The sequence below is a fragment of the Streptomyces sp. NPDC031100 genome (genome assembly GCF_055570785.1).
On record NZ_JBVIGN010000005.1, the window covers coordinates 429,051 to 441,984 of the forward strand.

At 70.5% G+C, this 12,934-nt stretch carries 14 protein-coding genes; 4 read left to right on the forward strand and 10 right to left on the reverse strand.

Annotated features, from left to right (window positions below; translation table 11 throughout):
• Positions 1-6: 6 nt before the first annotated feature.
• On the reverse strand, positions 7-627 hold the full coding sequence (locus ACZ5DS_RS17805) for a class I SAM-dependent methyltransferase (RefSeq protein ID WP_468239120.1): 621 nt from the start codon (positions 625-627) through the stop codon (positions 7-9).
• A gap of 138 nt (positions 628-765) precedes the next feature.
• Between ACZ5DS_RS17805 and ACZ5DS_RS17810 the strand changes: the two genes are divergently transcribed.
• The gene (locus tag ACZ5DS_RS17810; protein WP_468239122.1) at positions 766-900 is read left to right on the forward strand and encodes a hypothetical protein; all 135 of its coding nucleotides are present in this window, start codon (positions 766-768) and stop codon (positions 898-900) included.
• Positions 901-941: 41 nt separating this feature from the next.
• Here the strand turns inward: ACZ5DS_RS17810 and ACZ5DS_RS17815 are convergent, their stop codons facing one another.
• Positions 942-1,391 (reverse strand): GNAT family N-acetyltransferase, encoded by a 450-nt coding sequence (locus ACZ5DS_RS17815; RefSeq protein WP_468239125.1) that lies wholly within the window; start codon positions 1,389-1,391, stop codon positions 942-944.
• A gap of 168 nt (positions 1,392-1,559) precedes the next feature.
• On the opposite strand from ACZ5DS_RS17815, the gene ACZ5DS_RS17820 reads away from it, so the two are divergent.
• Positions 1,560-2,537 carry a lytic polysaccharide monooxygenase auxiliary activity family 9 protein gene (locus ACZ5DS_RS17820; RefSeq protein ID WP_468239127.1) on the forward strand — a complete coding sequence of 326 codons (978 nt, stop codon included), beginning with the start codon at positions 1,560-1,562 and terminating at the stop codon, positions 2,535-2,537.
• Between the two features lie 55 nt (positions 2,538-2,592).
• On the opposite strand, the gene ACZ5DS_RS17825 is transcribed toward ACZ5DS_RS17820, so the two are convergent.
• Both ACZ5DS_RS17825 and ACZ5DS_RS17830 read right to left on the reverse strand, forming a co-directional pair.
• The gene (locus ACZ5DS_RS17825) at positions 2,593-3,456 is read right to left on the reverse strand and encodes an esterase/lipase family protein (RefSeq protein WP_468239130.1); all 864 of its coding nucleotides are present in this window, start codon (positions 3,454-3,456) and stop codon (positions 2,593-2,595) included.
• Positions 3,457-3,626: 170 nt separating this feature from the next.
• The gene (locus tag ACZ5DS_RS17830; protein WP_468239132.1) at positions 3,627-4,073 is read right to left on the reverse strand and encodes a MarR family winged helix-turn-helix transcriptional regulator; all 447 of its coding nucleotides are present in this window, start codon (positions 4,071-4,073) and stop codon (positions 3,627-3,629) included.
• Positions 4,074-4,158: 85 nt separating this feature from the next.
• Between ACZ5DS_RS17830 and ACZ5DS_RS17835 the strand changes: the two genes are divergently transcribed.
• Positions 4,159-4,533, forward strand: coding sequence for a cupin domain-containing protein (locus ACZ5DS_RS17835; protein WP_468239134.1), 375 nt, complete (start codon positions 4,159-4,161; stop codon positions 4,531-4,533).
• Positions 4,534-4,766: 233 nt separating this feature from the next.
• On the opposite strand, the gene ACZ5DS_RS17840 is transcribed toward ACZ5DS_RS17835, so the two are convergent.
• Complete coding sequence (locus ACZ5DS_RS17840) at positions 4,767-5,180, reverse strand: hypothetical protein (RefSeq protein ID WP_468239137.1); 414 nt, start codon at positions 5,178-5,180, stop codon at positions 4,767-4,769.
• 84 nt (positions 5,181-5,264) lie between these two features.
• On the reverse strand, positions 5,265-6,767 hold the full coding sequence (locus tag ACZ5DS_RS17845; RefSeq protein WP_468239139.1) for a sensor histidine kinase: 1,503 nt from the start codon (positions 6,765-6,767) through the stop codon (positions 5,265-5,267).
• Positions 6,768-6,982: 215 nt separating this feature from the next.
• Here ACZ5DS_RS17845 and ACZ5DS_RS17850 point away from each other — a divergent pair, with 215 nt between their 5' ends.
• On the forward strand, positions 6,983-7,636 hold the full coding sequence (locus tag ACZ5DS_RS17850) for a response regulator (RefSeq protein WP_468239142.1): 654 nt from the start codon (positions 6,983-6,985) through the stop codon (positions 7,634-7,636).
• Between the two features lie 7 nt (positions 7,637-7,643).
• Here ACZ5DS_RS17850 and ACZ5DS_RS17855 read toward each other — a convergent pair whose 3' ends face one another.
• From ACZ5DS_RS17855 to ACZ5DS_RS17870, 4 genes are read right to left on the reverse strand one after another with little or no spacing between them, the layout of a single operon-like run.
• On the reverse strand, positions 7,644-8,081 hold the full coding sequence (locus ACZ5DS_RS17855; protein ID WP_468239145.1) for a response regulator transcription factor: 438 nt from the start codon (positions 8,079-8,081) through the stop codon (positions 7,644-7,646).
• An 11-nt stretch (positions 8,082-8,092) separates the two neighbouring features.
• Positions 8,093-8,215, reverse strand: a complete 123-nt coding sequence (locus tag ACZ5DS_RS17860; protein WP_468239148.1) for a hypothetical protein — start codon at positions 8,213-8,215, stop codon at positions 8,093-8,095.
• 50 nt (positions 8,216-8,265) lie between these two features.
• Positions 8,266-9,264, reverse strand: a complete 999-nt coding sequence (locus ACZ5DS_RS17865; RefSeq protein WP_468239150.1) for a DNA polymerase Y family protein — start codon at positions 9,262-9,264, stop codon at positions 8,266-8,268.
• On the reverse strand, positions 9,261-12,713 hold the full coding sequence (locus ACZ5DS_RS17870) for a DNA polymerase III subunit alpha (protein WP_468239153.1): 3,453 nt from the start codon (positions 12,711-12,713) through the stop codon (positions 9,261-9,263). The genes ACZ5DS_RS17865 and ACZ5DS_RS17870 overlap by 4 nt, the downstream gene beginning before the upstream one ends.
• Positions 12,714-12,934: the final 221 nt, after the last annotated feature.

Here is a 12,934-nt window from a genome sequence, read left to right on the forward strand (position 1 = left end):
GCTCGGCTATACGGTCGCCACCACCGCGTACCGCTCGTCGTCCACGGCCTTCCCCCACAGCACGGGGTCGTCGGACAGCCGCTCCACGTGCACCCGCCGGGCGACCGGCGCCAGCAGCGCGGTGAGGCGGTCGGCGGGTATGCCGACCGGGCTGAGGGTGCCCCAGACGCCCTCGACCAGCACGAACCGGCCTTCCGGCCGCAGCAGGCTCCGCCAGTGCCGCAGCACGCGCGCCGGGTCGGGCAGGGTCCACAGGACATGCCGGACGAGGACGACGTCGTAGCGCTGCTCCCCCACCGGCGGGGCGGCGGCGTCCCCGTGCAGGACGACTGCGTCCCGTCCGGCGAGCTTGGCCCGGGCCCGCTCGACCATGGCGCGCGAGCCGTCGACCCCGGTCACCCGGTGTCCCTGCTCGGCCGCGAGGAGCGACAGGCTGCCGGTGCCGCAGCCGAGGTCGAGGACGTCGGCGGGACGCTCCGGCAGCCAGGACCGGAGCCTGTCCGCCCAGGCGGCACGCACCTCGGGTGCGCGCAGGCCGTGATCGGGCTCGTCGTCGAACGCGGCGGCCTCCGCGTCCCAGTCCACCTCGGCACCCACCGCAACCATGTGCTCACTCCCGTTCGTCATTCCCCCAGAGTGACACCTGCCACTGACAGTCCCGACGTGACAGCCGCCACTGACAGACGGGCACCGATGAGGAACTCTCCCCGAAAGGGTCTACCGCCGTGACACCACGGACATCGGTAGGCACTGAAGGAGGCAGCCATGCGCCGCATGACCGTGCAGAAGCCCCTGAAGAGGACCGACAGCCGCCGGACCCGCGAAGAGGCGGAGGAACGCCCCGCGGGGCGCCCGGAGGTGCGCAAGGACATCGCACGCACCTGGTGGCCGGACGGCTGACCGGACCGGCCGTTCCCGGTGTCGGACCAGCCGTGCCCGGTTCAGACCAGCCGTTTCCGGTAGTGGATGCGGTCGTACGGCCCGTCCACGCGCCGCTCCACGACCTCATAGCCGAACCGCGGATAGATCTGCTGGTTCTCCCACATCAGCGCGTTCGTGTAGAGCCTGACCTCGGGCAGACCGAGCGCACGCGCGCGTGCGTCCACGAACTCCAGCAGGCGCCGCCCCACCCCCTTGCCGTGCGCGTCGGGATCGACGGCGATGCTGTCGAGGAACAGGTGGCCGTCGTGAGCCTCGATGACGACGAGCCCGATCACCGGCTCCCCCAGGACGAACACCCTGCCCGCGGCCACGTTCGCCGCGTGGTCCGCCTCCATGGGCTGCGGCACCACCCCGATGCGCTCGATGTAGTGGTGGTACGCCCCATCGGTCACGGCCTTCACGGCCGGCACGTCGGCGTGCCGGGCGGGCCGGATCTCGTCGTTCGTCATGACGCGCACGCTATCTACCTCAGCGCAGCCTGAGCACTCCCTTAACGCCACCATAAGGATCTCCATCCCCCGCCCTCAGCAGGCGATTTCGCGGTTTCTTGGGGCTAGCTTCTGATCGCCCCCACGGGATTCACCCCACCCCCCGAGGACCGTTCCGAGGAGTTCCCCATGTCCGCACGCCGCAAGGTCGCCGTCGTCGCCGCCCTCGGCAGCACCGCGCTCGCACTCTCCGTCGTGCCCGCGTCCGCGCACGGCTCGATGGGCGATCCGGTCAGCCGGGTCTCGCAGTGCTACGCGGAGGGCCCGGAGAGCCCGAAGTCGGGCGCGTGCAAGGCGGCTGTGGCGGCGGGCGGCACGCAGGCGCTGTACGACTGGAACGGCATCCGGATCGGCGACGCCGCCGGACGGCACCAGGAGCTGATCCCGGACGGCAAGCTCTGCAGCGCGAACAACGAGGAGTTCAAGGGGCTCGACCTGGCCCGCGCGGACTGGCCGGCGACGAACGTGCACAGCGGGTCGTACACCTTCGAGTACCGCGTGACCGCCCCGCACAAGGGCACCTTCAAGGTCTACGTCACCAAGCCCGGTTACGACCCGTCGCAGCCGCTGGCCTGGGGAGACCTGGACCTGGCGAACCCGGTCGCCACGGCCACCGACCCGGCCGCCTCGGGCGGCTTCTACACCTTCTCGGGCACCCTTCCGGAGCGCACGGGCAAGCAGCTGCTGTACGCGGTGTGGCAGCGCTCGGACAGCCCGGAGGCCTTCTACTCCTGCTCCGACGTGGACTTCGGCGGCACGAGCGGCGGCACCGGCAAGGGGGACACGGCCGGCGGCGCCACCCCGGTCCCGAGCGCCTCCGCGCCCTCCGACGAGCAGATCGCGGACGGTGCCGACAAGTCGACGATCGAGCACCACGGGCACGGGGACGACGATGCGAGCACCTCGGCGGAGCCGACGACCGCGATCCCGGCGGCCCCGGCCAACGAGCCCAAGGCCGCAGGGACTTCGGAGAACCTCGCCGAGACAGGTGCCTCCACCGGCACCTCGTACGTCGCGATCGGCGGCGCGGCGGCGCTGGCGCTCGGTTCGGCGGCGCTGTTCCTGTCGGTGCGGCGGCGTGCCGCAGGTGGCCGGCACGGGCGGTGATCCAGGACTCCGGGGCCTGTCCGGCGGCTCAGGTCGGACAGGCCCCGGCGGCGCGTCAGCTGAAGGCCGATGCGCAGGTGGTGGTCTTGGCGTGGGCCGGGTCGAGGGCGTTGGCCACCTCGTGGAAGGCGATCCGGTCGAACAGTCCGATCGCCACGTGCTCGGACAGGTCGAGCGGGCACAGGTCCTGGAGCAGGACGTTGTGGACGTCCGAGCCGCTCAGGTACTGGGTGCGCCAGGGGGTCGCCACCTCGTCGTACTTGGTGGCGATGACCGTGTAGTGCACGCCGGGTTCGGTGTCGCCGCCCGCGTTGAGCTTGGTGAGGAAGGCGGAGCCGACGACCTGGTCGGCGAGACCGGGGGTGGTGGCCTTGATCAGGTCCGCGGCGCCGGGGAAGTACGGCAGCAGGTTGGTGAGGCCGTCCAGGTCGGTGCCGTGGTTGTCGGGGGCGATACCCACGAGGGCGTTCACCTTGGCGGCTCCGCCGAGGAACCTCAGGTAGTAACGGGGCATCATGCCGCCCTGGGAGTGGCCGACCAGGTCGGCCTTGGCGGCTCCGGTCGCGGAGAGCACCTTGTCGACGAAGGCGGACAGTTGCTCTGCCGACTTGTCGATGGGGCCGAGGCCGTGGAAGAAGGGGACGCCGGGCAGCTGGCCGTAGTCGAGGGAGTAGACGCAGTATCCGCGGCTCTCCAGATACGGGGCGAGGGACAGCCAGTTGTCGACGGAGTTGCCCAGGGTCCCGTGGACCAGGACGACGGGGCGGGGGTGGGCGTCGGAAGGCTTGCAGGAATAGTCGTTCCAGCCGCTGCTCGGGGCGGCGTCGGCGGCATGAGCGGTGGCGGCGGGAACGGCGGCCACGGCGGCGGTCAGGAGCAGCGCGGCGAGGGGTCTGAAGACTCGCTTCCAGGGCAGCATCGTGTGATCTCCTTGCGGCTCAAGGGAGGTGCGACGGCCTAACCTTGTGATCCGGATCACGAGGATGCTGTTCACTCGTCAAGTTACGGGCGAGTAGTGCGGATGTGAAGTTACGCGCCAGTAAAAACTTCCAGTGATAACCGGAGCCCCACTCGATCACTGACCAACCGTCACCAGGCGGGCCTGATGGGGCCGTAGGGCGCGATCTGCACCAAACGCTCCCGCAGCACGCCCAGTTCACGCTCGCCGAGCAGTTCGGCCCACTGCCCGACCACCTCACCGGCCGCCTCTTCCGCCGCGCGGGTGCAGGCCCACCCGCGCTCGGTGAGCACGATGAGCCGCGCCCGCGCGTCCTCGGGGTGCGGGCGCCGTTCGGCGTATCCCTTGCGTACGATCTCGTCCACCAGCTGGCTGGCCGCCTGCTTGGTCACGCCGAGGTGCGCGGCGAGATCGGTGACGGTGGCGCCGCCGGGCGCGAGCCGCGCGAAGGCGAAGCCGTGCGCCGGCCGGATGTCCGTGAAGCCGCGGGCCACGACCCCGTCGTTGATGCGTTGCGTGAGGTCGCCCGCGACGGCGAGCAGGGCGGCGGACAGGGCCATGGCTTCGGAGTTCTGCACGGAGGCATTGAAACACCCTTGACGAACAGGTCAAGCTGCTTGACCATATAGTCAAGCTACTTGACCATGCGAACAGGAGACCCCGATGCCCGTCGTCCGCTCGTCCGAGGCCGTGACCCACGAGATCCACGGCGCCCGCTTCGTCTCGTACGCCTCCCCGCTCGCCGGGAGCAGGGAGCTGTGCGCCTGGCGAGGCGAGATCCCCGCGAGGCACAAGGCCCCCGCGCACACCGTCAGCCGGGAGGAGATCTTCCATCTGCTCGTCGGCGAGCTGCTGATCACCCTCGACGGCCGCACCGAACGCCTCTCCGCCGGCGACACGGCGATCGTCAACCCGGGCGCGACCCTGACCGTGGAGAACCCCACCGACCACTCCGCGATCTCCTGGGTCACCACCTCCGTCGGCCTCACGGCGGAAATGGCCGACGGCACGCTCATCGCCCCTCCCTGGGCCAACTGACCTGTTCCGCCGTTAGGGACACCTCATTACAGCTGGCCGGTAGAGCCGCTTGCAGCCTCCGGGGTTGCCCCGCACTTTGCCCGAAAGGCACCGTGGAAGGCACATAAAAGGAACCAAACGGATGTTCCTGACACGAGGTCTGTGTCCGATCCACAAGGGCCCTTGCCCGTCCAGGGCACGTTCCAGGCCCAGGGCCTGCCGCCCCCTCCACCGTGCGCATCTTCGGTGTGCTCTCAGCTTCTTCCATCCGTTCCAGGAGATTGATCATGCGTAATGTCAAATGGCCTCTCGCCGCCCTTGCAGGCCTCGCTCTGGCCCTGGGAGGTGCCGCCACGTCGGCCTTCGCCGCGCCGGCCTCCGTGCATACAGACCACCACCAGGGCTACACCGTCGCCTACGTCGACTTCGCACGCGACCACGGCGGCGGAGGCGGAGGCCACGGTGGAGGTGGAGGCCATGGTGGCGGAGGCCACGGTGGCGGAGGCCACGGTGGCGGAGGCCACGGTGGCGGAGGCCACGGCGGCGGTGGTTACGGCCACGGCGGCGACCACGGCGGCGGTGGTTACGGCCACGGCGGCGACCACGGCGGCGGTGGCTACGGCCACGGCCACGACGATGACGACCACGACCACGGCGGTTACGACCACGACGACGACTGGGGGTGGTAGCCCCGTCGCCAAGGGGGCCGGCCTGAAGCCGGCCCCCTCTGCTGCGCCTTTCCGCCGAGCCTTCTAGTCGCGTCCGGCGCGGCCGGTCCCGACAAGCGGCAGCTCCGCGCTGAGGGTGGTCCCCGCGGCCCGCGGACTGTCCAGCGACATCCTGCCCTCGAGCGCTTCCACCCGGTCTTTGAGGCCCACGAGGCCGGTGCCGGCGGCCAGGTCGGCGCCGCCGACGCCGTCGTCCTGCACACGGACACGCAGTACCTCGGAGTCGGCGTCCACGGTGACGGTGACGGTCGAGGCCTGCGCGTGCTTCACCGCGTTCGTCAGCGCCTCGGAGACGACGTAGTACGCGCTGACTTCGACAGGCTCGGGCAGTCGGTCCTCCACGTGCACCTCGAGTTCGACGGGAACGGCCGATCGGCGGGCGAGCGCCTTGAGCGCGGGAGCGAGGCCCCCCTGAACCAGGATCGCCGGATGGATGCCGCGCGCGACCTCACGGAGTTCGTCGAACGTGTCACCGAGCCCGGCGGCGACGTCATGGAGTTCCGCGCGGAGTCTGTCCAGATGCGGGGGGACCGTCGCCTGCGCGTTGGTGAGCAGGATGAGCAGCGAGACGAGCCGCTGCTGGACGCCGTCGTGCAGATCACGTTCGATGCGGCGGCGCGCCTCGTCGGCGGCGGTGACGATGCGGGCCCGCGAGGCGGTCAGTTCCGCATGGGACTTGGCGTTCTCGATGGCGATCGCGACGAGGTCCGTGAATGCGGCGATCCGTGACTCGGTGTTCGCCGGGAAGGGCTTGTCGCTCGTCTTCGACGCGGCGATCACCCCCCACACCTGCCCGGCCACGATGATCGGGCACGCGACCGACGAGCGGATGCCCACGGCACGCGCCTCCCGGGCGACCGGACCCGCGGCGTCCTGGAAGTCCTCGATGCGGACCGGATCGCAGGTCTGCCGGACCCTGCAGGCGAGGCCGAGCCCGTCGAGGGCGAAGCGGCTGCCGACGGTCGGCGGATCCAGGCCTCTCCGGCGGCACCAGGCGGCGACGCCCCTCACGGTGCCGTCCGGCTCGTAACGCTCCATGCAGGCCAGATCGGCGCCCGAGAGGAGCCCCACCTCGCGGGTGACGACCCCGAACACCCTCGACGGCTGAGCCGACCGTGCGACGAGGGTCGCGATCCGGCGCAGGGCGGACTGCTCCTGCGACAGCTGCGCCGACACGAGCGCCGCCTGCCGCAACCGGGCCGCCAGCCGTCCCACGACCATCGCAGTGAGGAGGAAGACGGACAGAGCGACGGCCGTCTGCGCGTCGGCGATCTGGAATCCGTGCGGCCCGGCGAACAGGTACACATAGGCTGCGACGCTCAGTACCGAGGTGACGACAGCGAGTGCGGCTCCCCATACCACCGCCACGGCCAGGACCACGAGCAGATAGAGCGCCATGAGGTGCAATGGCAGAACGTACGTGTCGAGGGCGTCCAGGAGGGCTGTCACCGCAGCCACCATCGCCGTACCGGCAAGCAGCCCCGTCAGCCGGCGCCGGCTCAGCACCTCCGTCACGCGATGCGCCATCGCGTCGCTTCCCTTGCCCGGCTTGTCAGACTTCGTCCATCAAGTGTGACACCGAATCCCGGCGGCATCGCGGGCCGTGGCACCGGCCCCGCGGCGGGGCGGTTCCGCGGTCGCCTCGGTGCCGATGCCCGTGAGAGCCTGCTGGTAGGCGGGCCACCCTGCCATGGGCCGGGAGGCCGGCCGTCCATGCCGCACAGGACGGCGGAAGGCACGGTATGACGCAGTTGCGGGTGGTTCTGGCGGACGACGACGTCCTGCTCCGCCAGGGCCTGGCCAGCTTGCTCGAGCGGTCCGAGGTGTCCGTCGTGGGGCAGGTCGGGGACGGCCGCGCGCTGCTGCAACTCGCCAGGGAAACCGTGCCCGACCTGGTGGTGGTCGACATCCGCATGCCGCCGACCAACACCACGGAGGGACTGGAGGCGGCCCGCGTCATCCGCCGTGAGCTGCCGGGCGTCGGCATCCTGGTCCTGTCCGCGCACGTCGAGGTCGAGCACGCCATGGAGCTGCTGGCGGGCGGTCGGCAGATCGGCTACCTGCTCAAGAGCCGGGTCGCCGATGCGGAGGAGTTCCTGGAGGCGGTCAGGAGGATCGCCAAGGGCGGATCCGTCGTGGATCCCGCCCTGATCCAGGAACTGGTGTCGGTGCAACGGCGCGAGGATCCCCTCGACGTGCTGAGCGACCGCGAGCGCGAGGTGCTGGCCCTGATGGCGGAGGGCCGGTCCAACGTCGGTATCGCACGCCGTCTCTGGGTCACCGAGGGCACCGTGGAGAAGCACGTGCACAGCATCCTCGGCAAGCTGGGCCTGTCCGAGACCGACGACGACCACCGGCGGGTACGGGCTGTGCTGACCTTTCTGCAGGCCCCCTGACAGAGTTTCACCCTTCGCCGGCGCGGCTGTTCCGCCCCTCGCCGAGCAGGGCGCGGATCGCCGCGGCGGACAGGCATGTCTTGCACAGGAACCCGATCGCCGAGGAGGCGGCGATCAGGTGCGCGTAGTCCTGCTCCGCGTGCGTGGAGATCAGGATGGTCCGAGGCGGTTCGGCCGTGGCGTGCTGATGGATACGATCCGCGAGTTCGATGCCGTTCTCCGCACCGAGTTCGATGTCCATCAGGACGACGTCCGGCCGTAGCTCTTCGACCCGCTGGGCCGCTTCGGCACCAGTCGACGCAACCCCCACCACCGTGACGCCCTCGCGCTCCAGCAGATCGCGAGCGGCTGTCAGGAAGCAGAGGCTGTCGTCGACGATGAGGCAGCGCACCACAGCGTGAGCGTCCCACATCCGGGTAGGGCAGGCATTGCAGCTGTCCGCCATATCCGGTGTGTTCAGGTGTCAGGGGTGAGGTCGGCGAGGGTGGGGTAGCCGTCGACGGCCATGAGCAGGCCGGCCTCGGCCGGCAGTGCTGCTCGGACACCTCCTGGACCCCATGGCCGCTCCGCCGGCGTCATCCCGCCCGACCTCTGGGCGGAGCCGACGCTGTGACACACACGGATCGGGTTCAGGCTCTGAGTGCGGTCGGAGCAGCCAGGGCGGCGGGACGTACGGCCTCCGCTCCGAAACGCCGACGGGCCCGGTCTGCGGCGGCTTCGGCGGCGCGGGCCCGGGCGTCACCGGGGTCCAGGGAGAGCTGGCGGTAAGCATCGCCGGCCGGCAGCAGGTCGTCGGCGCGGACGGCGAAGGCACGGACTCGTGCGCGTTGCAGCCCGAGGGCGGTCAGCAGACCCACAGCAGCTGCGGCGAGGGCCGGTGAGTGGTTGGTGGGTTCCGGCAGCGTCCGCACGCGCGTGGTGGAACTGCGGTCGGCGTACCGCACCGTGAGGGCGATGCGGCCGGCGACCTGGCCTTCACCGCGCAGGCGCTGACCGATCCGGTCGGCGAGCCCCAGAACGGCTCGGTGATGCTGTGCCGGATCGAGGCAGTCCCGGTCGAGCACGAGATCGGCGGTCAGGTACATCGCTGGTTCCATGGGGGTGACCGGGCGGGGGTCGTGGCCGCGGGCGCGCTCGGCCAGCAGCCGCGCCTGGCCGACGCCGAGGAGCCGTTGCAGGGTCCCCGAGGGCAGGTCGGTGACCTGGCCGATGGTGTGCAGGCCGTATCTGCCGAGCGTGGTGGCCGTGGTGCGGCCGATCCCGGGCAGCGCGGTGACCGGCCGCGGATACAGCCATTCGGCGGCCCGCTCGGCGGGGACCCAGGTGGTCTCTCCCGGAGCGGAGGCGTCGGCCGCCATGGCCGCCAGCATGCGGTTGCCCGCGAGCCCGGCGCTGCAGTCGATGCCGTAGAGGGCCTTCAGCCTGATCTTCGCCAGCTGGACCACGTCGTAGGGAGACAGGTCGAAGTACCTGAGCGCCGATGTCAGGTCCATCTGCACGGCGTTGGGCGGGACGGCCTGCACATGAGGCGTGATACCAGACATCAGTTCGATTACATCACCGTACTGATCCTCCGTCAGTGAGGCGTGCAGATAGAGGTGGGCGATGTGCCGCTGACGTGTGGTCATCCCGCACTCCCCGGACTGGTGTAACCGAACTTCTTCAGGTCGGCCGAACGGCTGCCGGCGGGCTGCAGATCGGCGTACGGGTGCAGCCGGGCACCGGTGGTGCCGTTGACCAGGGTGCGCTGCGGCTGTGCGGGGGTCGGATGCGGACGGCTCTCGCCGAGGAGAGCGAGCGCGGCCTCGGGGCCGTGGTCACGGCGGGCCGCGGCGATCCGGTCCAGGTCCCAGGCCATGGTGCCGACGACGGTACGGCGGGTGCCGCGTACCTGGACCGTGCCACGGACCAGCAGCAGCCCGCTGTGGAACACGGTGTGCGCGCAGGCCGGGTGGGAGTCCTCGAAGAAGGCCAGGTCGACCAGGCCGGAGCCGTCCTCCAGCGTGACGAAGATGATCCGCTTGCCACTCGCGATCGGCGGGGTCTGGGTCGAGGCCCGCACACCGGCGACGAGCACCTGCTGACCGGCGCGCATCCCGGCCAGGTGCGCCGCGTCCGTCGCGCCGATCTCCCGCAGCAGCCGGTGATGGTGCTCCATCAGATGCTTGGAGACGTCGATGCCCAGGGTGCTCAGCTCCGCGTTCAGCGCCTCACGACCGGTCATCTCCGGCAGACCGCTCGGCTCCGCCCCACCGACCGCACCCGCGTCGATGGGCAGCTGCCCCTTGCTCGCGGTTCGGTTGCGGGACTGCCGGTGGAGTTCGGCGATCTGGAGCAGAAGGTCACGCCGGGTGAGCCGGCCGTCGTGGAGGGAGTTCAGGGCGCCGATCTCCGCGAGGCGTTCGGCAGTGGGCCTGCTGGGACGGGCCCGCTGCCAGAAGTCGGACAGCGATCCGTACGGCTGCCCCTCCTCGATCCGCGCACACTCCTCCTCGCCGATGCCGTGCACCGCGGACAGCGCAAGCCGCACACCCCACTGCTCCCCCTCGGCCATCTCCGCGGTGTGCTTCACCTTGGAGCGGTTGATGTCGACGGGCAGGACAGGGACACCACGCCGACGGGCGTCGGAGACCAGGACCCGCTTGGGCCACATACCGGGATCGTGTTCGAGGAGACCGGCCAGCAAGAAAGCCGGATAGTGCGCCTTGAGCCAGGCACTCTGCAGAGCGGGCACGGCGAAGGCGACCGCGTGGGCCCGGCAGAAGCCGTACGCCCCGAAAGCCTCGACGGTCTTCCAGACCTCGTCCCGTACGGCCGTACTGTAGCCACGCGCGCGTGCCAGCTGGTGGAACCAGTCCTTGATCCTCGGCAGCTGGTCCTTGTCGCCGAGCGCCCGCCGGGTGATCTCCGCGAAGGACCGGTCGCAGCCGGTCATCACGGACAGCGTCTCGATGATCTGCTCGTGCCAGATGGTCACACCGTAGGTGTCGGCGAGCACCGGCTCCAGGTCGGGGTGGGCGTAGGAGGGTGCGCCGCCGTGCCGGGCGGCGATGTACCGCTCGGGCATGCCACCGGCGACCGGCCCGGGACGGAAGAGACTGATGTCGGCGATGACGTCCTGCGGATTACGCGGCTGCAACCGGGACAGAAGATCCTGCTGACCGGGCGACTCCAACTGGAACAGCCCCAGGGTCTGGCTCTCCTGGATGAGCTTGAACGCGAAGACGTCGTCGAGCGGTACCTGCTTCGGATCGTCCAGCTCGATGTGCCGGCCGGTCGTCCGCTCGATCTCCGCGACGGCATGAGCCATCGCGGACTGCATCCGCACACCCAGAACGTCGAGTTTGATGTTGCCCAGCGCCTCGATCTCCTCCTTGGCCGCCATCGCCATCGGATAGTCGCCCTGCGGGGTCGGCTGCACCGGCAGCCGGTCCAGGAGGGTCGCGTCGCTGATGACCACGCCGCAGGGGTGCATGGCCATGCCGTGGACCAGGGAGTCGAGGCCTTCGGCGAGCTCCCACAGGGGCCCGTACCGGTGCGCCTCGGCGGCCAGTTGCCGCAGCTCGGGCAGCTCGGCGAGCGCACCGGTGATGTCGCAGGCCCGCAGGTGCGGGAAGCTCTTGGCGATCCGGTCGACGTCCGCGGGCGCGATGCCGAGGGCAAGGCCGGTGTCGCGCAGGGCCCGGCGCGCCCGGTAGGTCTCGGGCATGGCGGTGACCGCCACCCGCTCCTTCCCGAACCGCTCGAAGATCGCGTCGTAGCACTCGAGCCGTCGGGCCGACTCCACATCGATGTCGATGTCGGGCAGCGAAGCCCGGCGCACGCTCAGGAAGCGTTCGAACAGCAGGCGGTGGTCGAGCGGATTGGCCGTGGCGATGTCCAGCGCGTGACAGACCATCGACCCGGCGCCCGAGCCACGGGCCGCGACCCGGATGCCCTTGGCCCGGATGTCGGCGACGACCTGGCCGACGGCGAGGAAGTACGAGTCGTAGGCCAGCCGGGAGATCACATCGAGTTCCTGGTCCAGCCGCTCCACCGCAGCGCGGTCACGGGCCAGACCACGCCGGGCCAAACCCTCTTCGCACCGCAGACGCAGCAGCCGGGCCGCACCGCCTGCCCCCGGATCAGCGCCGAAGAGCGACGGTTCCGGGAAGTGCCGGGCGCCCAGCCCGAGATCCGCCACCGGATCGACGGTGCACGCGGCCGCCGTGGCGGCGGTGTCCGCCATCAGACGACGCGCCCGCCGGACATCGCCTCCGGCGCACTCGACGATCATCCGTGCGACGCTCTCCATCCTTCCCTCGTCCTTGAGCCAGCGCTGCCCGCTGTCCAGGCGGCGCCGGTCGATGGGGCGCAGCAGCCGCGCGGCGTCCAGGACGTCGGCGAGACGGTGCTGGTCGGGGTCGGCGTAGCGGACGGCGTTGGAGAGCACGGCGGTCGTACCGGTACGGTCGGCCAGCGCCAGCGTCCGAGCAGCCAGCCGAAGAGATCCCGGCCCGGTGCCAAAACGTTTCTGCGCAACAACCTCCAACCTGACCCCCCTCCCGAAGATCTCCCGCCACGGCGCCAGCAGCTTCACCGCAACGTCCTCCCGCCCCACCGACAGCGCCCGCACCGGCTCCGAAAGCGGACCCAGCAGAACCACCAGCCCCGGACCGCCGTACTCACGCAACGCCTCCCACGGCACCACCGGCGCCCTACCGCCCACTGCACCCGCATGGGCAGCCGACGTGATACGGCACAGCCGAGCCCACCCCTCCCGGTCCTGCGCGAGCAGCACGAACCGCAGCGGCGGCTCGACGACATGCGCACCACCACGCGCCGGAGTACGACGCCGCTGCCCGGGCGGCGGAGGCGCGATGGCCTCCACGGCCAGATCGACACCGAAGACCGGCCGAACCCCTTCCTTCGCACACGCCCGAGCGAACCGGACGACACCGGTGACCGTGTCCCGATCAGTCAGCGCGAGCGCCGCCATGCCCCGCTCGGCCGCCCTTCGAACAAGGTGCTCCGGATGGGCGGCGCCGTAGCGAGCGGAGTAACCGGACGCGACGTGCACATGGGCGAAGCCCACCATGCCGCACCTCCATCACTCCACCCCTTTTCGGTCATTTGCCCAATACGTTCATCGTACTCTCGTTCGATTACTCTAACCCCATCAGCCCCGGTCAGCGACTCAGATTCGAACACATCAGCGATTCTTTGACGAGGCAAGCGGCCGGCTCAATGGCGAGCAACAGGCCGCCGCAGGCATGACAACGCAAAAGTCCCGCCCCTCACGGGGCGGGACTCCGACGA

Bases quoted from the DNA above. Each gene is read 5' to 3' on its own strand.
- ACZ5DS_RS17870 (WP_468239153.1), bottom strand. From the start codon at position 12,713: ATGGTGGGCTTCGCCCATGTGCACGTCGCGTCCGGTTACTCCGCTCGC.
- ACZ5DS_RS17825 (WP_468239130.1), bottom strand. From the start codon at position 3,456: ATGCTGCCCTGGAAGCGAGTCTTCAGACCCCTCGCCGCGCTGCTCCTG.
- ACZ5DS_RS17845 (WP_468239139.1), bottom strand. From the start codon at position 6,767: ATGGCGCATCGCGTGACGGAGGTGCTGAGCCGGCGCCGGCTGACGGGG.
- ACZ5DS_RS17865 (WP_468239150.1), bottom strand. From the start codon at position 9,264: ATGACCACACGTCAGCGGCACATCGCCCACCTCTATCTGCACGCCTCA.
- ACZ5DS_RS17860 (WP_468239148.1), bottom strand. From the start codon at position 8,215: ATGACGCCGGCGGAGCGGCCATGGGGTCCAGGAGGTGTCCGAGCAGCA.
- ACZ5DS_RS17850 (WP_468239142.1), top strand. From the start codon at position 6,983: ATGACGCAGTTGCGGGTGGTTCTGGCGGACGACGACGTCCTGCTCCGC.
- ACZ5DS_RS17835 (WP_468239134.1), top strand. From the start codon at position 4,159: ATGCCCGTCGTCCGCTCGTCCGAGGCCGTGACCCACGAGATCCACGGC.
- ACZ5DS_RS17810 (WP_468239122.1), top strand. From the start codon at position 766: ATGCGCCGCATGACCGTGCAGAAGCCCCTGAAGAGGACCGACAGCCGC.
- ACZ5DS_RS17855 (WP_468239145.1), bottom strand. From the start codon at position 8,081: ATGGCGGACAGCTGCAATGCCTGCCCTACCCGGATGTGGGACGCTCAC.
- ACZ5DS_RS17805 (WP_468239120.1), bottom strand. From the start codon at position 627: ATGACGAACGGGAGTGAGCACATGGTTGCGGTGGGTGCCGAGGTGGAC.
- ACZ5DS_RS17815 (WP_468239125.1), bottom strand. From the start codon at position 1,391: ATGACGAACGACGAGATCCGGCCCGCCCGGCACGCCGACGTGCCGGCC.
- ACZ5DS_RS17820 (WP_468239127.1), top strand. From the start codon at position 1,560: ATGTCCGCACGCCGCAAGGTCGCCGTCGTCGCCGCCCTCGGCAGCACC.